Origin of the sequence: Kluyvera sp. (assembly GCF_047971185.1) — a bacterium.
GTDB lineage: Bacteria > Pseudomonadota > Gammaproteobacteria > Enterobacterales > Enterobacteriaceae > Kluyvera.
Window position 1 is genome coordinate 24,911 of record NZ_JBKDZH010000014.1, and the last position, 23,806, is coordinate 48,716.

The 23,806-nt window shown below is 57.7% G+C and carries 23 protein-coding genes; 10 read left to right on the forward strand and 13 right to left on the reverse strand.

Annotated features, from left to right (window positions below):
• Positions 1–123: 123 nt before the first annotated feature.
• The gene (ycgR, locus tag ACK5JN_RS02655) at positions 124–855 is read left to right on the forward strand and encodes a flagellar brake protein YcgR (protein ID WP_416868738.1); all 732 of its coding nucleotides are present in this window, start codon (positions 124–126) and stop codon (positions 853–855) included.
• Here the strand turns inward: ycgR and emtA are convergent, their stop codons facing one another.
• Positions 856–1,467, reverse strand: a complete 612-nt coding sequence (gene emtA / locus ACK5JN_RS02660; protein WP_416868739.1) for a membrane-bound lytic murein transglycosylase EmtA — start codon at positions 1,465–1,467, stop codon at positions 856–858.
• A gap of 93 nt (positions 1,468–1,560) precedes the next feature.
• Here emtA and ldcA point away from each other — a divergent pair, with 93 nt between their 5' ends.
• Complete coding sequence (ldcA, locus tag ACK5JN_RS02665) at positions 1,561–2,475, forward strand: muramoyltetrapeptide carboxypeptidase (protein WP_416868740.1); 915 nt, start codon at positions 1,561–1,563, stop codon at positions 2,473–2,475.
• A gap of 96 nt (positions 2,476–2,571) precedes the next feature.
• Positions 2,572–4,305 (forward strand): potassium/proton antiporter, encoded by a 1,734-nt coding sequence (locus ACK5JN_RS02670; protein WP_416868741.1) that lies wholly within the window; start codon positions 2,572–2,574, stop codon positions 4,303–4,305.
• Positions 4,306–4,392: 87 nt separating this feature from the next.
• On the opposite strand, the gene dadX is transcribed toward ACK5JN_RS02670, so the two are convergent.
• A complete protein-coding gene (gene dadX, locus ACK5JN_RS02675; protein ID WP_416868742.1) occupies positions 4,393–5,463 on the reverse strand; it encodes a catabolic alanine racemase DadX in 1,071 nt (356 codons plus the stop codon).
• Positions 5,464–5,472: 9 nt separating this feature from the next.
• The gene (locus tag ACK5JN_RS02680) at positions 5,473–6,771 is read right to left on the reverse strand and encodes a D-amino acid dehydrogenase (RefSeq protein WP_416868743.1); all 1,299 of its coding nucleotides are present in this window, start codon (positions 6,769–6,771) and stop codon (positions 5,473–5,475) included.
• Between the two features lie 325 nt (positions 6,772–7,096).
• On the opposite strand from ACK5JN_RS02680, the gene ACK5JN_RS02685 reads away from it, so the two are divergent.
• Positions 7,097–8,629, forward strand: coding sequence for a SpoVR family protein (locus tag ACK5JN_RS02685; protein WP_416868744.1), 1,533 nt, complete (start codon positions 7,097–7,099; stop codon positions 8,627–8,629).
• Between the two features lie 58 nt (positions 8,630–8,687).
• Here the strand turns inward: ACK5JN_RS02685 and fadR are convergent, their stop codons facing one another.
• On the reverse strand, positions 8,688–9,407 hold the full coding sequence (fadR, locus tag ACK5JN_RS02690; protein ID WP_416868745.1) for a fatty acid metabolism transcriptional regulator FadR: 720 nt from the start codon (positions 9,405–9,407) through the stop codon (positions 8,688–8,690).
• A 213-nt stretch (positions 9,408–9,620) separates the two neighbouring features.
• On the opposite strand from fadR, the gene nhaB reads away from it, so the two are divergent.
• Complete coding sequence (gene nhaB, locus ACK5JN_RS02695; protein ID WP_416868746.1) at positions 9,621–11,174, forward strand: Na(+)/H(+) antiporter NhaB; 1,554 nt, start codon at positions 9,621–9,623, stop codon at positions 11,172–11,174.
• A 126-nt stretch (positions 11,175–11,300) separates the two neighbouring features.
• Positions 11,301–11,831 carry a disulfide bond formation protein DsbB gene (gene dsbB, locus ACK5JN_RS02700; RefSeq protein ID WP_163449263.1) on the forward strand — a complete coding sequence of 177 codons (531 nt, stop codon included), beginning with the start codon at positions 11,301–11,303 and terminating at the stop codon, positions 11,829–11,831.
• Positions 11,832–12,098: 267 nt separating this feature from the next.
• Here dsbB and ACK5JN_RS02705 read toward each other — a convergent pair whose 3' ends face one another.
• The 3 genes from ACK5JN_RS02705 to ACK5JN_RS02715 form a co-directional block, all read right to left on the reverse strand.
• Positions 12,099–12,545 carry a YcgN family cysteine cluster protein gene (locus ACK5JN_RS02705; RefSeq protein WP_416868747.1) on the reverse strand — a complete coding sequence of 149 codons (447 nt, stop codon included), beginning with the start codon at positions 12,543–12,545 and terminating at the stop codon, positions 12,099–12,101.
• Positions 12,546–12,638: 93 nt separating this feature from the next.
• Entirely contained in the window at positions 12,639–13,298 is a 660-nt protein-coding gene (locus tag ACK5JN_RS02710) for a fumarylacetoacetate hydrolase family protein (protein WP_416868748.1), read from the reverse strand.
• Positions 13,299–13,352: 54 nt separating this feature from the next.
• The gene (locus ACK5JN_RS02715) at positions 13,353–13,634 is read right to left on the reverse strand and encodes a YcgL domain-containing protein (RefSeq protein WP_416868749.1); all 282 of its coding nucleotides are present in this window, start codon (positions 13,632–13,634) and stop codon (positions 13,353–13,355) included.
• 127 nt (positions 13,635–13,761) lie between these two features.
• On the opposite strand from ACK5JN_RS02715, the gene minC reads away from it, so the two are divergent.
• Genes minC through minE form a run of 3 tightly spaced genes read left to right on the forward strand, consistent with a single transcriptional unit; the run spans position 13,762 to position 15,578 of the window.
• The gene (gene minC / locus ACK5JN_RS02720) at positions 13,762–14,469 is read left to right on the forward strand and encodes a septum site-determining protein MinC (RefSeq protein WP_416868849.1); all 708 of its coding nucleotides are present in this window, start codon (positions 13,762–13,764) and stop codon (positions 14,467–14,469) included.
• 23 nt (positions 14,470–14,492) lie between these two features.
• Positions 14,493–15,305: a septum site-determining protein MinD gene (gene minD, locus ACK5JN_RS02725; protein ID WP_416868750.1), complete on the forward strand. Its 813-nt coding sequence runs from the start codon at positions 14,493–14,495 to the stop codon at positions 15,303–15,305.
• Between the two features lie 3 nt (positions 15,306–15,308).
• A complete protein-coding gene (gene minE / locus ACK5JN_RS02730) occupies positions 15,309–15,578 on the forward strand; it encodes a cell division topological specificity factor MinE (protein ID WP_064544824.1) in 270 nt (89 codons plus the stop codon).
• 141 nt (positions 15,579–15,719) lie between these two features.
• Here minE and rnd read toward each other — a convergent pair whose 3' ends face one another.
• From rnd to ACK5JN_RS02755, 5 genes are all read right to left on the reverse strand, one after another.
• Positions 15,720–16,835, reverse strand: a complete 1,116-nt coding sequence (gene rnd, locus ACK5JN_RS02735) for a ribonuclease D (protein ID WP_416868850.1) — start codon at positions 16,833–16,835, stop codon at positions 15,720–15,722.
• 81 nt (positions 16,836–16,916) lie between these two features.
• Positions 16,917–18,602: a long-chain-fatty-acid--CoA ligase FadD gene (gene fadD, locus ACK5JN_RS02740; protein ID WP_416868751.1), complete on the reverse strand. Its 1,686-nt coding sequence runs from the start codon at positions 18,600–18,602 to the stop codon at positions 16,917–16,919.
• Positions 18,603–18,809: 207 nt separating this feature from the next.
• Positions 18,810–19,391, reverse strand: a complete 582-nt coding sequence (locus tag ACK5JN_RS02745) for a Slp/YeaY family lipoprotein (RefSeq protein WP_416868851.1) — start codon at positions 19,389–19,391, stop codon at positions 18,810–18,812.
• Positions 19,392–19,428: 37 nt separating this feature from the next.
• Positions 19,429–20,124, reverse strand: a complete 696-nt coding sequence (tsaB, locus tag ACK5JN_RS02750; RefSeq protein ID WP_416868752.1) for a tRNA (adenosine(37)-N6)-threonylcarbamoyltransferase complex dimerization subunit type 1 TsaB — start codon at positions 20,122–20,124, stop codon at positions 19,429–19,431.
• 67 nt (positions 20,125–20,191) lie between these two features.
• Positions 20,192–22,102 (reverse strand): ATP-dependent DNA helicase, encoded by a 1,911-nt coding sequence (locus ACK5JN_RS02755; RefSeq protein ID WP_416868753.1) that lies wholly within the window; start codon positions 22,100–22,102, stop codon positions 20,192–20,194.
• 128 nt (positions 22,103–22,230) lie between these two features.
• On the opposite strand from ACK5JN_RS02755, the gene ACK5JN_RS02760 reads away from it, so the two are divergent.
• Complete coding sequence (locus ACK5JN_RS02760; RefSeq protein WP_416868754.1) at positions 22,231–22,575, forward strand: RidA family protein; 345 nt, start codon at positions 22,231–22,233, stop codon at positions 22,573–22,575.
• Between the two features lie 87 nt (positions 22,576–22,662).
• On the opposite strand, the gene ACK5JN_RS02765 is transcribed toward ACK5JN_RS02760, so the two are convergent.
• Positions 22,663–23,805, reverse strand: coding sequence for an alginate lyase family protein (locus ACK5JN_RS02765; protein WP_416868755.1), 1,143 nt, complete (start codon positions 23,803–23,805; stop codon positions 22,663–22,665).
• Between the last annotated feature and the right edge of the window lies 1 nt (position 23,806).

The window sequence follows — 23,806 nt, forward strand, 5'->3', positions numbered from 1 at the left end:
TGCCTTAAGTCAGTTCAGCTGCACAAATCTACCGCAATGTTAAATAATTTATTGGCGACGCTTAAGTTATCTCTTCCGAAGCCGATAGTTTACTGAGAGCCTGCCCTTCAGGAGCCATTTCAGGTGAGTGAGCACAACGAACAGTTTCTTAAGCAAAACCCGTTAGCCATCGTCAATATTCTTCGCGATCTGCAGCGCGCCGGGACCGTTTTGCGCGTCAGCTGGTCATCGCACCAGTTTATTAGCCGTATTCTCGACGCCAGTCAGGAGCGGCTGGTGATCGACTTTGGCAGCCAGGGCGGAGACAACGAAGCCGCCCGCGCCGCCAAAAATCTCACCATGGTGGCCGAGACTAACGGCGCAAAAATTGAATTTAGCGTTGAGCAAATGCAGGTCGCCGATTTTCAGGGGCTACCGGCTTTTGTGATGCCGACGCCGCCGTCGCTGTGGTTTATTCAGCGCCGCGAATTTTTCCGTATTCCCGCGCCGCTGCACCCCGCCTATTACGGCGTGGCGACGCTGCCGGATAAAACCGCGCTGCGCTTCCGTCTGGTTGACCTTTCTCTGGGGGGCATGGGCGCGCTGCTGGATGCACCGCCGCCGGAATGCCTGCAGTGCGGCATGGAGCTGAAAGAGATCGAACTGGATATGGGGGAATGGGGGCGTTTTCGCTTTGATGTCCAGCTGCTGGCGATCAGCGAACGCAAGATGGTGGATCGTAAAAATGAAACCGTTGTCGTACCGCGCCTCAGCTTCCGTTTCCTGCATATTACCCCGGCGCTGGAACGATCGCTCCAGCGCATTATTTTCTCGCTGGAGCGTGAGGCCCGCGAACGGGCCAATAAAGTCCGCTAACTACATGGCGTCCATCGCTTTCTGTACTTTCCAGATATAGCGCGGCGCCTGCGGTGCCGGATGGTTCTTCACCACATGCTCGAAGAACTCATCCTTATCCAGTTCATTAATTTCCGCAATCGCCTTTTTACGGTCCGACGAGAAGGTGCGCAGCAGCGCACCGGCGCCGTTAGCGTACGAGACCACCAGCGCATACTGCATCACTTCCGGGTCGTTAATCCCCGCCAGCGATCCGTGCTCCAGGATGCTCAGATAGGCCGCGCCCATCGAAATATTCCGCTCGGGGTTTTTCAGCTCGCTGGTCGACGGCTGGCCGCTCCAGCCCATATGACGGTATACGTCCAGCCCGGAGGTAGAGGCCTTAAGCTGCATCAGACCGACCGCGTTTGATTTGCTGACCAGCGTCGGGTTCCCGCCGGACTCCACGGCAATAATCGCGGTGATCAGGCGCGGGCTTACGCCCCATGCCTCACCGGCTTTTTCGCTAATGGGCATCCACTGCATCGCTCGCTTCACCGGCACTTCAGGGTTCCAGGGGGGATTGCGGTAATCCGATTTAGAGCTACACCCGGCGAGTAATACAATTAAAAAAGCAAACCATCTTAATTTCACGCATCTATCCTTTTAGCTGAACTTTGTTGCCGTTAATGACAACCACGGGCTCAGGCGGCATGATACTCGTTTCATACTCAGCAAGGAAATGCCATGTCTCAGTTTCATCTTATCGCCCCTTCCGGCTACTGCATTAACCAATCCGCGGCGCTGCGCGGGGTGTCGCGATTAGAAGAGGCCGGGCATCAGGTCGCCAATCAGCAGGTTATTGCCCGCCGCGACCGCCGTTTCGCCGGGGTTGAAAGCGAGCGTCTGGGCGATATTAACGGGCTGGTGACGCTGGCGGGGAAAAATCAGATTGTGATGCCGGTGCGCGGCGGCTACGGCGCGAGTCGTTTACTCGACCGAATCGATTGGCAGGGGCTGGTTGCCCGTCAGCAGCGCGATCCGCTGCTGATCTGCGGCCACAGCGATTTTACTGTGATCCAGATGGGTCTGCTGGCCCACGGCAACGCCATCACCTTTAGCGGGCCGATGCTGGCGGGCAACTTTGGTGCGGAAGCACTCAACGATTTTACCGAGCACCACTTCTGGCTGGCGTTGAAAAACCCAACCTATAGCGTGGAATGGGCGGGTGACGGCCCGAACTGCACGACTCATGGCACGCTGTGGGGCGGCAATCTGGCGATGATCGTGTCGCTGATAGGGACGCCGTGGCTGCCGGAGATCCGCGACGGCATTCTGGTGCTGGAGGACATTAACGAGCACCCGTTCCGCGTCGAACGCATGCTGCTACAGCTGCTGCACGCGGGTATTTTGTCGCGTCAGCGGGCCATCGTGCTGGGCAGTTTCACCGGCGCTGCGCCGAACGACTACGACGCCGGTTACGATCTCAACGCCATGTACGATTATCTGCGTTCCCGGCTGGCCATTCCGGTCATTACCGGCCTCGATTTCGGCCATGAACAGCGCACGGTGACGCTGGCGCTCGGCGCGCAGGCGCAGTTAACCCATTCATCCGGTCACTCAACGCTCACCCTGAGCGGCCATCCGGTAGTAAATGAGTAAAAAAAACAATATTCACCGCTTATTAGTCCAATGTTCGCGCCCTAAATATGGTAACGTTTTGTTACTAGTCAGCACGTTTAGGGGAGTACGTGAACATTGGACGCCACGGCAGTCATTAGTCTCTTTATTTTAGGTTCGGTCTTAGTAACCTGCAGTATTCTCTTAAGCTCATTTTCTTCCCGCCTCGGCATCCCGATTCTGGTTATCTTTTTAGCCATCGGTATGCTGGCAGGCGTTGACGGCATTGGCGGCATTCCGTTCGACAACTACCCTTTCGCGTATATGGTCAGTAACCTGGCGCTGGCGGTGATCCTGCTGGACGGCGGGATGCGTACGCAGGCCAGCTCCTTTCGCGTGGCCCTCGGCCCGGCGCTGTCGCTGGCGACAGTCGGCGTACTGCTCACCTCCGGCCTGACCGGGATGATGGCGGCCTGGCTGTTTAAGCTGGACATGATGGAAGGCCTGCTGATTGGCGCGATTGTCGGGTCGACCGACGCCGCGGCGGTGTTCTCGCTGCTCGGAGGCAAAGGGTTGAACGAGCGCGTGGGCTCGACCCTGGAGATCGAATCCGGCAGTAACGATCCGATGGCGGTGTTTCTGACCATCACCCTGATCGAGATGATTCAGCAGCATGAAACCGGCCTGAGCTGGATGTTCCTGGTGCATATTATTCAGCAGTTCGGTCTGGGGATTGTGATTGGTCTTGGCGGCGGCTATCTGCTGCTGCAAATGATCAACCGCATCGCCCTGCCCGCCGGGCTGTATCCGCTGCTGGCGCTGAGCGGCGGGATCATGATTTTCGCCGTCACCACTACCCTCAACGGTAGCGGGATTCTGGCGGTGTATCTGTGCGGCTTCCTGCTGGGCAACCGCCCCATCCGCAACCGCTTCGGTATTCTGCAAAACTTCGATGGTCTGGCCTGGCTGGCGCAGATTGCGATGTTCCTGGTGCTGGGGCTGCTGGTTACGCCGTCGGATCTGCTGCCCATCGCCATTCCTGCGCTGCTGCTCTCCATCTGGATGATCTTTATTGCCCGCCCGCTGTCGGTGTTCGCCGGGCTGCTGCCGTTCCGCGGCTTTAACCTGCGCGAGCGCACCTTTATCAGCTGGGTCGGCCTGCGCGGCGCGGTGCCGATTATTCTCGCGGTGTTCCCGATGATGGCCGGGCTGGAGAACGCGCGGCTGTTCTTTAACGTCGCCTTCTTCGTGGTACTGATTTCCCTGCTGCTGCAGGGGACATCTCTGTCATGGGCGGCGAAAAAAGCCCGGGTGGTGGTGCCGCCGGTGGGCTGGCCTATCTCCCGCGTGGGGCTGGATATTCATCCGGAGAATCCGTGGGAGCAATTTGTCTACCAGCTTAGCGCCGACAAATGGTGCGTAGGCGCGGCGCTTCGCGACCTGCATATGCCGCCGGAAACGCGCATTGCGGCCCTGTTTCGCGACAACGCGCTGCTGCACCCAACCGGCAGCACCCGCCTGCGGGAGAATGACATTCTGTGCGTGATTGGCCGTGAACGCGATCTGCCGCTGCTGGGCAAGCTGTTCAGCCAGTCGCCGCCGTTATCGCTGGATCAGCGCTTCTTTGGTGACTTTATTCTGGAAGCGAACGCCAAATTTGCCGACGTGGCGCTGATTTACGGCCTCGACGGCGGTGAGGAGTTCCGCGATAACCAGCAGTCGCTGGGGGATATTGTCGAGCACCTGCTGGGCGCCGCGCCGGTGGTCGGTGACCAGGTCGAGTTTGCCGGGATGGTATGGACGGTGGCCGAGAAAGCGGAAAATCAGGTGCTGAAGGTCGGCGTGCGCGTGGCCGAGGAAGAAAGTGAGTAGTTCTCATCTTGTCGCCCGGCCGAACGAAGTGACGCCGGGGTTCCCCGGAGTCGGTGCTTGCGCACCTCGTCCGGGCGACACGTAAAGTTACACCGTCACAACGGGTACGCGCGGTGCCAGCGCGCACATGAGCTCATAGCCTACGGTGCCAGCGCTGGCGGCCACGTCGTCAATTTTAATCTCTTTGCCCCACAGCTCAACCGGCGTACCGATTCCCGCCTGTGGGCAAGGGGTTAAATCCACCGCCAGCATATCCATCGAAATTGCCCCTACCGTGCCGGTACGGATGCCATCCACCAGCACCGGGGTGCCGCTGGCGGCAATCCGCGGATAGCCATCCGCATAGCCGCAGGCCACAATACCAATGCGCTGCTCCTCTTTCGCCCGATAGCGGCTACCGTAACCTACCGCATCGCCCGGCTTAAGATTCTGCACGCCGATAATCTGGCTGCTGAGGGTCATCACCGGCTTCAGACCGGTGTTGGCGATATCCTGCCACTGGCCGGTAGGCGACGCGCCGTACAGCACAATGCCCGGCCGCACCCAGTCGAAATGGGTCTCCGGATGCCACAGGGTAGCCGCCGAGTTGGCGAGCGAACGCGGGCACTCCAGCCCTTCCGCAGCCTGCTCGATAAGCCGCATGGGCTCGGTGACGCCGTCGGTGTTTTCCGCCTGCGCAAAGTGCGACATCAGCGTCATTCCGCCGACGTTGCCCATGCCGCGCAGCTGCTGCCAGACGCTCTGCACCCGCTCCGGCGCAAAGCCGAGTCGGTTCATGCCGCTGTTGACCTTCAGATAGACATCAAGCGGCGCATGCAGGCGCGCGTTTTGCAGCGCTTTAACCTGCCAGTTGCTGTGCACGCTGGTGGTCAGCCGATATTTATCGAACAGCTCCAGCTCGTCGGCGTGGAAAAAGCCCTCCAGCAGCAGAATCGGCCCCTTCCAGCCGCGCTCGCGCAGCAGAATGGCCTCTTCCAGATTCAGCAGCGCAAAGCCATCGGTTTCGCGCAGGGCGCTCCACACCCGGTCCAGACCATGACCGTAGGCGTTGGCTTTCACCACCGACCAGACGCGAGCGCCGCTGGCGGCCCGGCGGGCAATGGCGAGATTCTCTTTCAGCGCCTGCAGATCGATGCTGGCGAGCACAGGACGTGACATGCTTTCTCCTTAGTGGTGCGCACCATGCAAGTGCTGCAAACGAGTGGGGGTAAAGCCCGGCGAGTAACGCGCAACGCTGAGATCATCATAGGGGATTGCCGGCATTCTGCCAGACATCAAGTCGCTCAGCAGTTGCCCGGAACCGCAGGACATGGTCCAGCCCAGCGTACCGTGGCCGGTATTGAGCCACAGGTTTTTAAACGCCGTTTTACCCACCACCGGCGTACCGTCCGGCGTCATCGGGCGCAGCCCGGTCCAGAAGGTGGCCTCTTCCACGCGACCGCCGCGCGGGAACAGATCGCGCACCACCATCTCCAATGTCTCACGCCGCGGCTGGAGCAGCTTGGTATTAAAGCCCACGATTTCCGCCATGCCGCCCACGCGGATCCGGTTATCAAAGCGGGTAATGGCAATTTTGTAGGTTTCATCGAGGATCGTCGACACCGGTGCCCCGCTCTCTTCCACAATCGGGATGGTCAGCGAGTAGCCTTTAAGCGGGTAAACCGGGATATCCACCAGCCCTTTGAGCATCGCGGTCGAGTAGGAACCGAAGGCCATCACGTAGGCGTCGGCTTTGATGATTTCATCACCGCATTTCACCCCGACGATGCGTTCACCGTCTTTGATCAGGCTCTCGACCGGCGTGTTAAAACGGAACTGGACGCCCGCCTGCTCGGCCATTTTGGCCAACCGTTGGGTGAACAGCTGGCAGTCGCCGGTTTCATCGTTAGGCAGACGCAGCCCGCCGGTGAGCTTGTGGGCAACTTCGGCCAGCGCGGGTTCCACTTCCGCCAGCCGCGAGGCCTCCAGCAGCTGATACGGCACGCCCGCGTCTTCGAGCACCGCGATATCGCGGGTCGCGTTCTCATACTGTTGTTCGGTGCGGAACAGCTGCAACGTGCCGCCCTGGCGGCCTTCATAGGAAATACCGGTGGTTTCACGCAGGGTTTTCAGGCAGTCGCGGCTGTATTCCGCCAGCCGCACCATCCGCCCTTTGTTTTCCATATAGTGGCGGGTGTCGCAGTTGCGCAGCATTTGCCACATCCACTTCAGCTGGAAGCCGGTGCCGTCAAGGCGAATCGCCAGCGGCGCATGGCGCTGGAACATCCATTTGATCGCCTTCAGCGGTACGCCCGGCGCGGCCCACGGCGCGGCGTAGCCCGGTGAGATCTGCCCGGCGTTAGCGGCGCTGGTCTCCAGCGCCGGGCCGGCCTCGCGGTCGATCACCGTGACCTGATGCCCCGCCTGACTTAAATACCAGGCGCTGGTCACGCCCACCACGCCACTTCCCAGTATGACAATGTGCATAGCCACTCCAGTCCAGAATGAGTAAAAGAACAATCATCTAATTACAAATTGATAACCCAGATGAAAATATTATTCAACATATGCTTTTTTTATGGTGACTTACCTCACAGAGCGCCCATGCAGCGGGCTAGTGCGGATATTGATATCTCCTGCTACGCGCTATTTTTTGTCAGCATAAAACTCTGCAAAACAGCCAAAATAGCGCCGGCAAAATGAATAAATCATGAAGTTTAGAAAACGTGGTTGTTACAGAATTTCTGCGGTGTTCTATCCTTGAAGAGAGGCTCTCCAGACAGAGAGAGTCGCCAACAATGAGGGCGCGCTAATGGCTACGATTGACTCGATGAATAAGGACACAACTCGTCTGAGCGATGGACCCGACTGGACGTTTTCGCTGCTGGAAACCTACCTGGCGGAAATTGACCGGGTGGCGAAGCTATACCGACTGGATACCTACCCGCATCAGATCGAAGTCATTACCTCCGAACAGATGATGGATGCCTACTCCAGCGTCGGGATGCCGATTAACTACCCCCACTGGTCGTTTGGTAAAAAGTTTATTGAGACCGAGCGTCAGTATAAGCACGGGCAGCAGGGGCTGGCCTATGAGATCGTGATTAACTCCAACCCGTGCATCGCCTATCTGATGGAAGAGAACACCATCACCATGCAGGCGCTGGTGATGGCGCACGCCTGCTACGGACATAACTCGTTCTTTAAAAACAACTATCTGTTCCGCAGCTGGACCGATGCCAGCTCGATCGTCGACTATCTGCTGTTCGCCCGTAAGTACATTACCGAATGCGAAGAGCGCTACGGCGTGGATGAGGTTGAGCGGCTGCTCGACTCGTGCCATGCGCTGATGAACTACGGCGTTGACCGCTACAAACGGCCGTCGAAAATTTCGCTCCAGGAAGAGAAAGCGCGGCAGAAGAGCCGTGAAGAATATCTGCAAAGCCAGGTGAATACCCTGTGGCGCACCCTGCCGAAACGCGATGAAGAAAAGGCCGTCGAGTCGGCGCGCCGCTACCCGTCCGAGCCGCAGGAGAACCTGCTGTACTTTATGGAGAAAAACGCGCCGCTGCTGGAGCCGTGGCAGCGTGAGATCCTGCGCATCGTGCGTAAGGTCAGCCAGTATTTCTATCCGCAGAAGCAGACGCAGGTGATGAACGAAGGCTGGGCGACCTTCTGGCACTACACCATTCTTAATCACCTGTACGATGAAGGCAAAGTGACCGAACGCTTTATGCTGGAGTTCCTGCACAGCCACACCAACGTGGTGTTCCAGCCGCCCTATAACAGCCCGTGGTACAGCGGTATTAACCCGTATGCGCTGGGCTTTGCGATGTTCCAGGACATTAAGCGTATCTGCCAGAACCCGACTGAAGAAGATAAATACTGGTTCCCGGACATGGCTGGTTCCGATTGGCTGACCACCCTGCATTTCGCCATGCGTGACTTTAAGGACGAAAGCTTTATCAGCCAGTTCCTGTCGCCGAAAATCATGCGCGACTTCCGGCTGTTTACCGTGCTGGACGACGACCGCAATAACTATCTGGAAATTTCGGCGATCCACAACGAAGAAGGCTATCGGGAAATCCGCTCCCAGCTCTCTTCTCAGTACAACCTCAGCAACCTGGAGCCCAATATTCAGGTGTGGAACGTCGACCTGCGCGGCGACCGTTCGCTGACCCTACGCTACGTGCCGCATAACCGCGCGCCGCTCGATAAGGGACGTAAAGAAGTGCTCAAGCACGTGCACCGGCTGTGGGGCTTTGATGTGCATCTGGAACAGCAGAACGCCGACGGCAGCGTTGAGCTGCTGGAGCGCTGCCCGCCGCGGCCGAATGCGCTGTAAGGGGTAATAGAAGCAGCCTGAGATAAAACAAAAATCCCCGCATCGGCGGGGATTTTTGTTAGCGTCCGTGGAGGGCTAAATCACCCGGCAGCGACTTCTGCATGCGATGCCAGATCTCGCCGCTCTCATGACCGTAGCGACGAACCGTTTCGTACACCTTGTCATACTCGCCTTTCTCGCACAGCTCGATCAGCTGATGATAAAAACCCAACCCCAACGCGCGGGCTTCCGGGCTGGAAAAATAGTGACGCCCCAGACGGGTATACAGCCCTTTCATGCCGTTAAGGATCAGCCCATAGATTGGGTTGCCGGAGGCAAACGCCAGGCCACGGAACACGCTGTAGTCCAGTTCGGCAAACGCGTCAGCGTGGTCGGCAACTTCACGAGTTGTCGCCAGCACTTCCAGCGCTTTCTCAGGGTGCTGACGGAACGCGGTACGGATATAGATAGTGGCAATGTTGGTACGAACGGACAGCAGATTATCAATCAGCTGCGGCACGCTGTCGTGATCGAGACGCGCCAGCGTTTCCAGAATATTGAGCCCGGACGTTTCCCAGAAATTGTTGACCTTTGTCGGCTTACCGTGCTGAATCGTCAGCCAGCCGTCTCGCGCCAGGCGCTGCAACACTTCACGTAAGGTAGTGCGGGTAACCCCAATTAATTCAGAGAGTTCGCGTTCTGCCGGAAGAATTGACCCTGGAGGAAAACGGTTGTTCCAGATGCTTTCGACAATATACTCTTCCGCGAAACCCGCCGGGCTTTGCGCCTTAATAACCATAGTAAAAATTCCATTACACAGCGTTGCAATTGGACTCATCATACCAGAGCCAACATAGCGCAGATAGCAGGGCGACCGAATTAAAAAGGGATCGCCGTTTCATTTTTCACATTTCGTTGAAAGGACGGAAACGGCCATTGCAGGGGGAATTCTGGCGGCATATCTGTTTTAATGGTAAAAAAATGTCAACTTTTCAGGAGGAAGACGATTGCCATGGAAATCTCTTACGGTCGCGCCCTGTGGCGCAACTTTCTGGGTCAGTCACCGGACTGGTACAAACTACTACTGATTATTTTCTTAGTTATCAACCCGCTGGTCTTTTTGATCAATCCATTCGTCTCCGGATGGCTGCTGGTGGTGGAGTTTATCTTCACGCTGGCGATGGCGTTGAAATGCTACCCGTTGATTCCCGGCGGCCTGCTGGCGATCGAATCGGTCTTTATCGGCATGACCTCCGCCGAGCACGTTCGTAACGAGGTGGCCGCCAATCTGGAAGTGCTGCTGCTGCTGATCTTTATGGTTGCCGGTATCTACTTTATGAAACAGCTGCTGCTGTTCATTTTTACCCGGCTGCTGCTCTCTATTCGCAGTAAACGCCTGCTGTCGCTGGCTTTCTGCCTCGCTGCCGCCTTCCTCTCCGCGTTCCTTGACGCGTTAACGGTGGTAGCGGTTATCATCAGCGTGGCGGTGGGGTTCTACAGCATCTATCACCAGGTCGCTTCGTCGCGACCGGATGATGGCGACCTGCTCGACGATAGCCATATTGATGCTCACGCGAAAGAGATCCTTGAGCAGTTCCGTGCCTTCCTGCGTAGCCTGATGATGCACGCGGGGGTCGGTACCGCCCTGGGCGGCGTGATGACGATGGTGGGCGAACCACAAAACCTGATCATTGCCAAAGTCGCGGGCTGGCACTTTGGCGAGTTTTTCCTGCGGATGTCGCCGGTGACACTGCCGGTATTTATCTGCGGCCTGACGACCTGTCTGCTACTCGAAAAATTTAAAGTCTTTGGCTACGGGGCGGAGTTGCCTGATTCAGTGCGCAAAATTCTTCATGATTATGATGTGCGCAGCAGCAAGCAGCGTTCTCGTCAGGAAAGCATGCGTCTGATTGTCCAGGGCATTATCGGCGTCTGGCTAGTGCTGGCGCTGGCGCTGCATCTGGCGGAAGTGGGCCTGATTGGTCTATCGGTGATCATTTTCGCCACCGGTTTTACCGGCATTACCGATGAACATGCCATCGGCAAAGCCTTCACCGAGGCGCTGCCGTTTACCGCCCTGCTGACGGTCTTTTTCTCGGTGGTAGCGGTGATCATCGACCAGCACCTTTTCGCCCCGATAATCGACTTTGTGTTGCAGGCCTCGCCGCACGCCCAGCGTTCGCTGTTCTATCTGTTCAACGGCCTGCTGTCATCGATTTCCGATAACGTCTTTGTCGGCACGGTCTATATCAACGAGGTGAAAGCCGCACTCGACAGCGGTGCCATCAGCCAGAACCAGTTCGAACTGCTGGCGGTGGCGATTAACACCGGCACCAACCTGCCGTCGGTCGCTACGCCAAATGGGCAGGCGGCATTCCTGTTTCTGCTCACATCGGCGCTAGCGCCGCTCATTCGTCTCTCGTATGGCCGGATGGTGATCATGGCGCTGCCTTATACCCTGGTCCTGACGCTCGTCGGTCTGCTGTGCGTGGAGTTCACGCTGCAGCCCGCTATCGACTGGATGACGCTTCACGGGTTCCTCAGTTTGCCGAATGTTGTGCATTAATCCACCAGCCTGCGGTTTTACCGCAGGCTTTATAGATCCATTTACGAATTATTGCGTATAGCCAGATGGCAGGGCTACCGTTTTCGTTTACACTGCGTTTTCAAAGCACGTTCCAGGGAAATGATTATGTTGCGATATTTAAACCAGAGCTCACGTGGCCGCAGTGCCTGGTTATTACTGGCGTTAACCGCTTTTGCGCTCGAGTTAGTGGCATTATGGTTTCAGCACGTGATGTTGTTAAAACCGTGCGTCCTGTGTATTTACGAACGCTGCGCGCTGTTTGGCGTGATGGGCGCCGGGATTGTCGGCGCTATCGCCCCGAAAAGTCCATTGCGCTATGTGGCGCTGCTGATCTGGCTGTACAGCGCGTTCCGCGGGCTGCAGCTGGCCTGGGAGCACACCATGATTCAGCTGCACCCATCGCCGTTTATGACCTGTGATTTTATGGCCCGTTTCCCAAGCTGGCTGCCGCTCGATAAGTGGCTGCCGCAGGTGTTCGTCGCCTCGGGCGACTGCTCGGTGCGTCAGTGGGAATTCTTATCGCTGGAAATGCCGCAGTGGCTGGTGGGGATTTTCGCCGCCTACCTGATCGTGGCGCTGCTGGTGCTGATTGCTCAGCCGTTTAAACCTAAACGTCGCGACCTGTTCGGCCGTTAATCGTCTCCTCCGCCAGCTGCGATCGCCTCGCGGCTGGCCCCTCTCCTACCAGATCCCCGCCAGCGCCCCAACGCCGTAACCGGCGACAAACAACAGCCCCCAGCCCCCGAGATTAATCATCACCGCCAGCGCTAACAGCTTTATTGAATTACGCATAGAAATCCTCACACCCATGCCGATTATTTATCTATCGGCACGGCGCAAGAATTAAGGAGTGGTTTTTATTAGCAGAATAATAAAAAAGAGCATTAAACCAAAAATCGGGCTTTAGTCCGCCCACTCAGGTTTGTTTAAGATGTGATCCTGCCAGTCGCGCACTTCCGACTCTTTTACCGCAATATGGCGCACCGAAATACGTTCACCGTGCATGGCCGCTTTTGAGCCGCTAATCAGCGGGTGCCACTGCGGCAGCGGCTGCCCTTCCGCCAGCAGGCGATAGGCGCAGGTATGCGGCAGCCACTCGAAGGTGGGCAGATTATCGCGGGTCAGCTTGATGCAGTCCGGCTCGTATTCAAAGCGGCGCTCGTAGTTACGGCACTGACAGGTTTTGATATTCAGCTGTTTGCAGGCAACGTTGGTGAAGTAAATCTCGTCGGTGTCTTCATCCATCAGCTTGTGCATGCAGCACTGCCCGCAGCCGTCGCACAGCGACTCCCATTCGGCATCGGTCATGTCGTCAAGGGTTTTACTCTGCCAGAAAGGTAATTCGCTCATCAGGATGTCCACATCAAAAATCAGGGTGCTTCTTATAACCAGTCTGGCACAGGGATGCAAGTTTTGCCGCCCGATTAAGGCGGCAAGCTGGGATTACAGCACGCGGGTCGTCAGCGAATGGCCGTTGAACATCACCTCCAGCTCATCGCCGGCGCTGAGCGGGCCAACGCCTTCCGGCGTGCCGGTGAGCACCACATCGCCCGGCTTAAGGGTGAAAAAGCGGCTCATGTAGGCAATCAGCGGCACGATTTTATGGATCATGTCGGCGGTGGAGCCCTGCTGGCGCACCTCGCCGTTCACCTTGAGGCCCAGCGGGGTATTTTGCGGGTCGCCCTCGAAGGCGGCTGTCGGAATAAAGCCGGAGATCGGGCAGGAATTATCAAAGCCTTTGGCTTTTTCCCACGGCTGCCCGGCTTTCTTCATTTTGCCCTGCACATCGCGCAGCGTCAGGTCCAGCGCAACGCCGTAGCCAGCGATCGCCTGCAGAACATGATCTTCCGTGGCCTGACGCAGCGTCGCGCCAATCAACACCGCCAGCTCCACTTCGTGATGCACCGACCCCAGCCCCTGCGGCAGAATCAGCGGCTGGCGCAGATCGCACAGCGCCGTTTCCGGCTTAATAAACAGCACGGGCTCTTCCGGCGTCGCGCTGCCCATCTCCTGGATATGCTTTGCATAATTACTGCCAACACAGACAACTTTGCTTACCGGGTAATCCAGCAGGGCGCCCTGCCAGTTATGATGTTGATACATACTTTTCCCTTATTTGTTGTGTAACCAGGAGCAGACATCCGCCGGAAGCGAAAATTATTCGCCCTTATTTTTGGCGTCGGCCAGATGCTGCTTCAACAGATTTTCAGGCGGCGGCGGGATCTGTAAATAATAACCCTGCTCTTTTAACGCCTGTTTTACCTTTTCCAGATCGGCATTGATTAACTTCTTACGACCATCCAGCGGCAGCAGCATTGCCAGCTGCGGCTGGCCAAAGCCCTGCATCAGCTCTTCAGGCACGCGAGAGAAATCGTCTTTTTTTTCGACATACAAATAGGTTTGATCACGTTTAGAACTACGATAAATCACACAAAACATACTTTATACTCGGAATTAGGACTGTGGTTACTTGCTTGAATATATTAGTGACTATAACATGACTGATAGTCTTCGGAATATCGCTGCGCGCGAAGCGGCGATAAATAGCAAATTGAGTAAGGCCAGGATGTCAAACACGCCAATCGAACTTAAAGGCAGCAGCTTCACCTTATCTGTGGTCCATTTGCATGATGCAAGACCCGAGGTTATTCGTCAGGCGTTAGAAGACAAGGTCGCCCAGGCTCCGGCTTTTTTCCGTCACGCCCCGGTTGTGGTCAACGTCAGCAACCTTGAAGAGTTTACCCAATGGCGCGCGATTCAGCAGGCGATTATGGCTGCCGGTCTGCGCATCGTGGGCGTCAGCGGCTGCAAGAACCCGCAGTTTAAGGCTGCTATCGATCAATCGGGCCTTCCTTTACTGACTGAAGGTAAAGAAAAAGTGGTTCGTGCGGCCCCGATAGAGCAGCCCAAACCCGTTGAACCCGAGCCAATTGTTAGTCCGATCACAAAAACGCGAATGATTGATACGCCGGTACGTTCCGGTCAGCGCATTTATGCACCAAACTGTGATCTGATTGTGACAAATCACGTTAGCGCAGGCGCGGAGCTTATTGCCGACGGTAATATCCACGTGTACGGCATGATGCGTGGGCGCGTTCTGGCTGGCGCCGGCGGAGACCGGGAAGCACAAGTATTTTGTACCCACCTGGCCGCGGAGCTGGTCTCCATCGCCGGGGAATATTGGCTGAGCGACAAGATCCCAGCCGAATTTTATGGCAAAGCGGCGCGTCTGCGTTTAGACGACAGCGCTTTGACTATTCAACCGTTAAATTAATCCCTTTTTAACAAGGAATTTCTATGGCACGCATTATTGTTGTGACTTCAGGTAAAGGGGGCGTGGGTAAGACCACCTCCAGCGCGGCCATCGCGACTGGTTTGGCGCAGAAGGGAAAGAAAACGGTCGTTATCGATTTTGATATCGGTCTGCGTAACCTTGACCTGATCATGGGCTGCGAACGTCGCGTCGTGTATGATTTCGTTAACGTTATTCAGGGCGACGCTACGCTGAACCAAGCATTAATCAAAGATAAACGTACCGAAAATCTCTATATCCTGCCCGCTTCGCAGACGCGTGATAAAGATGCGCTGACCCGCGAAGGCGTCGAGAAAGTCCTCGACGAGCTGAAAAAGATGGAATTCGACTTCGTGGTCTGCGACTCCCCTGCGGGTATCGAAACCGGCGCGCTGATGGCGCTGTACTTCGCCGACGAAGCCATTATCACCACTAACCCGGAAGTCTCCTCGGTACGTGACTCCGACCGCATCCTGGGCATTCTGGCGTCCAAATCTCGTCGTGCGGAAAATGGTGAAGAACCGATTAAAGAGCACCTGCTGCTGACGCGCTATAACCCAGGCCGCGTGAGCAAAGGCGACATGCTAAGCATGGAAGATGTGCTGGAAATCCTGCGCATCAAACTGGTTGGCGTCATCCCGGAAGATCAGTCCGTCCTGCGAGCGTCAAACCAGGGCGAGCCGGTCATCCTGGATACCGTGTCTGACGCAGGCAAAGCCTACGCCGACACCGTGGAACGTCTATTGGGAGAAGAACGTCCTTTCCGCTTCATTGAAGAAGAGAAGAAAGGTTTCCTCAAACGCCTGTTCGGAGGATAACTCATGGCATTACTCGACTTTTTTCTCTCACGGAAAAAGAATACCGCCAACATTGCTAAAGAACGCCTGCAGATCATTGTCGCGGAACGCCGCCGCAGCGACGCAGAACCGCACTATCTGCCGCAGTTAAGGAAGGATATTCTGGAAGTGATTTGCAAGTACGTGCAGATTGACCCAGAAATGGTCACGGTGCAGTTAGAGCAAAAAGACGGGGATATTTCGATTCTGGAACTCAACGTCACGCTACCGGAAGCAGAAGAGTCAAAATCCTGACTTTCGGCGGTGTAAAAGAGAGGCGCTAGCGATAGCGCCTTTTTTTTTTGTGAGGTTTGGTGCCCCCGGCGGCGCTTCGCCTGGCCGGGCTACTGTCGCTCGTAGCCCGGCCGAACACAGTGCCGCCGGGAAGCTCCCCGCTTAACGCGGATATTCCGCCAGCAGCTTGTCCAGCGCGCCGGACAGCAGCTCGCCGCGCCAGCCGGAGACCATTTCCGGTGCGGTGTTGCGTGGTTTCAGCTGCCAGTGCCAGTTCAGCAGTTGGTTAATCTGGCGGCGCGAGGCGAGCATTTCGGCGCTAACGTCGTTCGCCTGCCCCACTTCCTGCACCAGCGCCTTAATCTCTTTAAACGCTTTACGATAGCCCGGCATATCCATCAGGTTCAGCAGCGGCTCCGGCAGCGCCTCATCGGGCAACGCCTGTGCTTTCTCAACCAGGCTAATCAGGGTTTTACCGTGGAAGCGAATTTCGCTGCCCGACAGCCCCAGGCTATCCAGCTCGCCGAGGCTGCCCGGCATATAGCGCGCTACGCTCCACAGGTGCTCTTCACGCACCACGAAGTTCACCGCCAGGTCGCGCTCACGCGCTTTGCGCAGACGCCAGTCGGCCAGCAGCTGGAGGCAGGCGAGCTGACGGGTGCGCAGCTGCCAGGCGTTGGTGATATCGCGCCACGCTTCGCGCGGGTCGGTCACTTCCTGACGGCGCTGCTGCATCAGCTGGCACTCATTCAGCGCCCACGCCAGCCGCCCCGCCTGCTCGGTTTCCGCCATCAGCTTATGGGCGATGGGCAGCAGATACCAGACATCCGCCGCCGCATAGTCGCACTGACGCGCGGTCAGCGGGCGCGCCAGCCAGTCGGTACGCGACTCGCTCTTGTCCAGCTCAACGCCGGAATATTCGGCCACCATCGCGGCAAAGCCCCAGGACATCGGGCGACCGCAGAACGCGGCCAGCACCTGGGTGTCGATCAGCGGCTGCGGCATAGCGCCGAAAACGTTCATAAACACTTCTAAATCTTCACTGCCCGCGTGCAGGAACTTGGTGATGTTGCGGTCCTGCATAATCGCCTGCAGCGGCGACCAGTCGGTAATCTCCAGAGGATCGATCAGCGCCGTGCGCTCCCCATCAAAAAGCTGAATCAGGCCCAGCTGCGGATAGTAGGTGCGGGTGCGGACAAACTCGGTGTCCAGCGCAACGGCGGTGGTCTGACGAACGGCATCGCACAGGGTGCGCAGCGCATCGTTGGTAGTGATCATCTGATAGTTCAAATCATACTCTCTTATTTTGTGCCAAAAAAAACGCCAGCTGAGCTGGCGTTAGGCATCATGACTCGTGACTTATCCCTTATTGTCCACTTTGGCGCGGGCTTCGTCACGTAATTCTCGTCTTAAAATTTTACCGACGTTAGACTTCGGCAATTCCTCACGGAATTCAACCAGTTTCGGTACTTTGTAGCCGGTAAGATGGCGACGACAGAAGGTGATCAGCGCCTCTTCGGTCAGGCTTGAGTCTTTTTTGACGACGAAAATCTTCACCGCTTCCCCGCTGTTGCCGGACGGCACGCCGACGGCAGCCACTTCCATTACCCCAGCGTGCTGCATCACCACATCTTCAATTTCATTCGGGTAGACGTTGAAACCGGACACCAGAATCATATCTTTTTTGCGGTCGACGATACGCAGGAAACCCTCTTCGTCCATGACCGCGATATCACCGGTGTGCAACCAGCCATCTTTGATAATTTCAGCGGTGGCATCCGGACGCTGCCAGTAGCCTTCCATTACCTGCGGCCCCCTCACGCACAGCTCGCCAGGTTGACCGGCGGGTACTTCATTATCGTCGTCATCGACCAGCTTGACGTCGGTAGACGGCACCGGCAGGCCAATGCTGCCGCTGTGGTAGTCGATATCGTGCGGATTCACGCTCACCAGCGGCGCACATTCGGTGAGGCCGTAACCCTCAAGCAGATACTGCCCGGTTAGCTTCACCCAGCGCTCGGCCACCGAATGGTTAACCGGCATCCCGCCACCCGCCGAAAGGTGCAGCGTTGAGAAGTCGAGCTGCTGGAACTCTTTATTGTTCAGCAGCGCGTTGAACAACGTGTTTACGCCGGTCATGGCGGTGAACGGGTATTTCGCCAGCTCTTTCACCAGCCCCGGAATATCGCGCGGGTTGGTGATCAGGATGTTCTGGCCGCCCAGCTCGATAAACAGCAGGCAGTTCATGGTCAGCGCGAAGATGTGATACAGCGGCAGCGCGGTGATCACCACCTCTTTACCTTCGTGCAGCAGCGGGCCGTAGGTCCCTTTCACCTGCTCGAGGTTGGCGAGCATATTGCGATGGCTCAGCATCGCCCCTTTCGCCACGCCGGTGGTGCCGCCGGTATATTGCAGGAAGGCGATATCGTCGGCCTTCACCACCGGTTTCACGTACTGTAAGCGGTAGCCGCTATGCAGCGCGCGGCGGAAAGAAATAGCGTCCGGCAGATGGTACTTCGGCACCAGGCGCTTAATGTATTTGACGACAAAGTTGACCAGCGTCCCTTTGGCGGTCGAGAGCTGATCGCCCATGCGGGTCAGGATCACGTGCTTGACCTGGGTTTTGTCGACCACTTTTTCCAGCGTGTGGGCAAAGTTGGAGACAATCACGATCGCCTGCGCACCGCTGTCGTTCAGCTGATGCTCCAGTTCGCGTGGGGTATACAGCGGGTTGACGTTAACCACAATCATCCCGGCGCGCAGGATACCGAACAGGGCGACCGGGTATTGCAGCAGGTTAGGCATCATCAGCGCGACGCGGTCGCCCTGCTTCAGCCCCAGCCCCTGCTGGAGGTAGGCGGCGAAGGCGCGACTGCGTTCTTCGAGCTTACGGAAAGTCATCACTTCGCCCATATTGACGAAGCCGGGCTGATCGGCAAAGCGGGTTGCCGCGTGTTCAAACAGTTCCACCAGGGATTGATAACGGTCAGGATTGATCTCTGCCGGGACATCGGCAGGATAACGGTTGAGCCAAACCTTTTTCAAAGCATCACCTCTAAAATACGTATTCGTCGTCATCGCAGCCCCAAATGATAAACTTTCGTTAACATAATATTAACTCAGCGTACCAGTTTAAGAATCAATCAGAATTAAGGTTGCGAAGCGCGTCACTCTTTATTTTTTTTATATCCATTACAACGACGAAACAGCGGGCTAGCCGCTGTTTCGTTTTTGTCTGCTTTATCTCAGATCTTATTCCGTTACGACGTTGCGAACTTCCGCAGGACCGGGGTTATACCATCCCCAGCCGCCGTAACCGTAGTTCCAGGGGTGTGGGCCGAAGACCCACGGATCGATAGGCTGTGGCGGCATCACCACCTGTTGGGTGACGCGCCAGCGTTTGTAACCCGTCACCTTGACGTGCAGGAAACGATATTGCGTGGTCCCGATTTTACCTTCGATGGTGTCGATAATCGGGCCGACGACCGTCACCAGCTGGCCGCGGAAATCAACCGGGTCGAGGAAGCCGTTGATGTCTGCATAGATGCGCCCGCGCGACGCTTCGCCAAGAATCGGCCGCGCGCCGCTGTCCAGCGGTACGGTGGCAATTTCCAGACGGGTAAAGCCCTGCTGGTTCTCTATACCAACCACTTTACCGCCAAAGCGTGACTCCTGGCCAACGTACAGCTGCGGTGCCGCCATCACGCGCACCAGATCCTGCTGCGGCGTAGGGCTGCTGCCCTGAATGGCCTCCGGCACGCTGACGCAGCCGCTTAACGCCAATGCAAGAAGCCCGACGACCGCGCCGCGAACAAGGTATTTTTTTGCTGCCATCATCTGGCTCCTGGTCACAATATTTATCAACTTAGAGTCATTCGCGGCCAGGAAGTTTCTTCCACGCAACTTCGTTACGCAAATAAACCGGTTCCGCTTTATCCACGGCGACGGTGTTGCCCGCCGCCAGCAGCTGGCAGGCGATAGGCAGCATATCTTCTGCCTCCGGCAGGTTAACGCCGCCGTCGTTCAGCGTCGCGTTGGCGCCCTGGACCATCTCCGGCCATGCCGCCCAGCCGGTGCCGACGGTGGCCCATTCGCCACTTAATTCAGCCAGACGCTGCTGTACCGCTTCCGGCTTCAGTACCGCTTCGGTCTCTTCACCGTGCCACACGCCCTGTTCATCACGCTGGTACTCGGCCCAATAGACCTCCCCCATACGCGCGTCGATGGCCGCCAGCACGCGGGTTGCGCCCTGCTTACGCCATGCGCCCTGCGCCATGGTCGCCAGCGTTGATACGCCGATCATCGGCAGTTCTGCGCCCAGCGCCAGCCCCTGTGCGATACCAATACCGATACGCACGCCGGTAAAGCTGCCCGGCCCGCGGCCGAACGCCAGCGCGTCGAGATCGGTCAGGCTTACGCCGCCTTGAGTGAGAATATCCTGCACGATCGGCAGGATACGTTGGGTGTGTTCCCGAGGACAAAGCTCGAAGTGAGCACAGGTGTTACCATCATTCCACAAGGCAGCCGAGCAGGCTTCCGTGGCGGTATCGATAGCCAGAATTCGCATGGTTAGTCGCGCTCTCGCAGTTACGGATCAACAAAATGGCGCGCATCTTATCACACTTTGCCGCGTATTACCGCGTCGATGACAGGGCGAGGAACCGCACCGCCCGTCGAATGTCGCGGGTGCGCGGCGCGGGCGGCAGGCTGGCGAGGAACGTTGCGCCGTAGGGGCGCATCACCAGACGGTTGTCGCAAATCACCAGCACGCCGCGATCGTCCACGTCGCGAATCAGGCGGCCTACGCCCTGTTTGAGGGTGATCACCGCATCCGGAAGCTGCACCTCTTCAAACGGATCGCCGCCGCGCAGACGGCAGTCCTCCATCCGCGCCTTCAGCAGCGGGTCGTCAGGCGAGGTGAACGGCAGCTTGTCGATGATCACCAGCGACAGCGCGTCGCCGCGCACGTCCACCCCTTCCCAGAAGCTGCTGGTCGCCACCAGCAGGGCATTACCGGCGCTGACAAACTGCTGGAGCAGCTGGCCCTTACTGGTTTCCCCCTGTAACAGCACCGGCAGCGTCATGGTGGCGCGGAACTGCTCGGCGAGATCGCGCATCATGGCGTGCGAGGTACAGAGCATAAAGCAGCGGCCATCGTTGGCTTCAATCAACGGCTTGAGCATGGCCGCCAGATGCCGCGCCGCCCCCGGCTGGTTGGGCAGTGGCAGGTTTCGCGGCACGCACAGCAGCGCCTGGCTGGCGTAGTCGAACGGGCTTGGCAGCAGCAGCGAATGCGCCGCTTCAATGCCCAGGCGTTCGGTGAAATGGTGCAGATCGTCATTGACCGACAGCGTCGCGGAGGTGAAAACCCAGCTGCCCGGTTTGGCCGCCATCACCTCTTTAAATTTGTCCGCCACGGTGAGCGGCGTCAGCGCCAGCGTAAAGTGGCGCGAGTTGCATTCGTACCAGTAGCTGTAGCCGGGTTTGTTAATCTCTTTTAAGCGTTTCAGACGCGCGCGGTACAGCGTGGCGCGCTCGAAGGCGGCGTCGAGCAGCGCGGAGCGGCCGAGCGACAGCTTCGCCACGTCGTAGCACAGCTCCAGCGCATCATCGAGCAGCAGCAGCGCGCGCTGCACGGCGCTATCCGCCAGCAGATCGCGCAGGTTACCGCGGTATCCCGGGTCCCCCACCTGCAGGCGAAAATCCTGGGTGGCCTGCGCCAGACGGTCGGCGCACTTTTGTAACTGCTGGGTATCTTTCAGTTCGGTACGGTAGGCAATGACCACGTCTTTCGCCAGATCCAGCAGCTGACGGCTGGAGAGCGACTGGCCAAAATACTGGCTGGCAATATCCGGTAGCTGATGGGCTTCATCGAAGATCATCACGTCGGCCTCGGGAATAAGCTCGCCGAAGCCGCTCTCTTTGACCACCATGTCGGCGAGGAACAGGTGATGGTTGACCACCACGACGTCGGCGTCCATCGCCTTTTTACGCGCCTTCACCACAAAGCAGTCCTGGTACTGCGGGCAGTCGCTGCCAAGACAGTTATCGTTGGTGCTGGTGACCAGCGGCCAGGCCTGGGAATCTTCGGCCACGCTCACGCAGGTGCTGATGTCGCCATCGACGGTCTGGTTGGCCCAGCTGCGCAGCAGGATCACATCGCTTAAGGTATTGACCGGCAGATCGCCGCCCGCCAGCGCCTGCTGCTCCAGACGCTCCAGGCACAGGTAGTTTGAGCGCCCCTTCAGCAGCGCCAGCTTGCCGGTGTAGTCCAGGGCTTTCGACACGGTGGGCAGGTCGCGGCTATAGAGCTGATCCTGCAGCGCCTTCGACCCGGTGGAGATAATCACCTTTTTGCCCGAACGCAGCGCGGGCGCGAGATAGGCGTAAGTTTTACCGGTACCCGTACCGGCCTCAACCACCAGCGGCTGACCTTCGTCAATCGCCTGAGCGACGGCGTGCGCCATCTGGCGCTGCGGTTCACGCGGTTTAAAGCCGGTTATCGCCTGCGCAAGCTGGCCATCTGCTGCAAAATCGTCCGTCACATTACCCCCTGGAAAAATTCCCAGTGATTATGTCAGGCCAGTCCAGGTTATGCCAGCCTAAGCCGTGACGTCGCGGCGACAATGTGGCAGTCTTAGCGCATCGACGTGATGTTAAAAAGGAAAGGAAAATGACGATTGTCCGTATTGATGCCGAAGCGCGCTGGTCTGACGTGGTGATTCATAACCAGACGCTGTACTACACCGGCGTGCCGGCCAACCTGGATGCCGACGCGTTTGAGCAGACGGCTAACACGCTGGCGCAGATTGACGCGGTGCTGGAAAAACAGGGCAGCGACAAGTCGCGCATCCTCGACGCCACCATTTTTCTCCCCAACGGGGATGATTTCGCGGCGATGAACAAAGCGTGGGATGCTTGGGTCGTTGCGGGTCATGCGCCAGTGCGCTGTACGGTGCAGGCTAAGCTGATGAACCCGAAATACAAGGTTGAGATTAAGATTATCGCCGCGGTGTAAGCGACAATCCCGTAGGCCGGATAAGGCGGCACGCCGCCATCCGGCAACGTGCGCCTGCAATGCCTGATGGCGCTGCGCTTATCAGGCCTACAACCCCGGGCACCACATCAGCTGCTCTTTTAACTGCAGCGTCTCCTGCGGCAAGCACTTCAGCACGTCGCGATAGCTCGCCGCCTGCTTCGGATATCCGCGCACCGACTGCAACAGCACCCGCAGCGCGCTATCCCAGACGATCCCCTGCAAATCGCTGTAGGGCCACAGATCCGGTTCACGGATAAACGGCACCAGATAATCAATCCCCTGCTTCACCCCGCGCCCGTCGCGAATGGTGTTCCAGCGGTCAAACTCCACGTGCTCGGCGTAGCGGTTGAGCAGCAGATGCGCCTCAAGGTTAAACAGCGAATAGTGGAACGGAATGGTGCGCTCCAGCTCCATCGTCTGCTTGCCGTCCTGGTCGATCTGCGCCGCCATGCGCTGGGTGATCCCCTGCTCAATAATGCGCGCCGCCAGCCCTTTATCGCCATAGAACAGCGCGTTCACCGTGCGCTGCGCGTCGTACCAGGTGCCGTGGTTGTTATGCCAGACGTATTCCGAGTGGCCAATTTCGCTGTAGTACATCCAGTGGTTGAAGTCGCGGAACCACTGGTGCAGGCCAATAATATCGTCAGTATCCAGCACGCTGGCGCCGTTAATCAGACCGATGGTGTCGACCACCATCCACAGCAGCCGGGTATCAATCAACCCGGTGCCGCGCCCGGAGACGATCCCCGGGATCGCCTGGCCGTAGTTAAGGTGTGGGTTCATCCGCGTTTCGGCGTCGAGGAACCAGCAGCGGATCTGCTGCGCGGCGGCCTGCGCGTACTGGCGCTGGCCGGTGAAGTACCACGCCAGCCCCAGCGTCAGGCAGCGCTCGCACATACGGATAATGCGCGAGGTGTCGGTGTCGTTGTTTTCGCACTGCGGGTTGATATGCCCGTCGCGGCGAATATAGGGCAGCCCGTTGGGCCGCCGTGGGTTCGGCCACCAGTAGGTGCCGAGGCTGTAGTAGTCGTGGGCGTCGCCGCTCGCCGGGCGCAGTTTCTTATGCACCACGCTTTCCGGCGGCTCGCGCCGCAGCTGGTCGGCTTCCGCCACCAGCTTGCTGAGCGCCAGCTGCAGCGGCGAGAACGGCTGTTTCAGCCCGGCGCGGGCGTTTTCCAGACAATGTTCATCCAGGGTGTACAGCTTCATT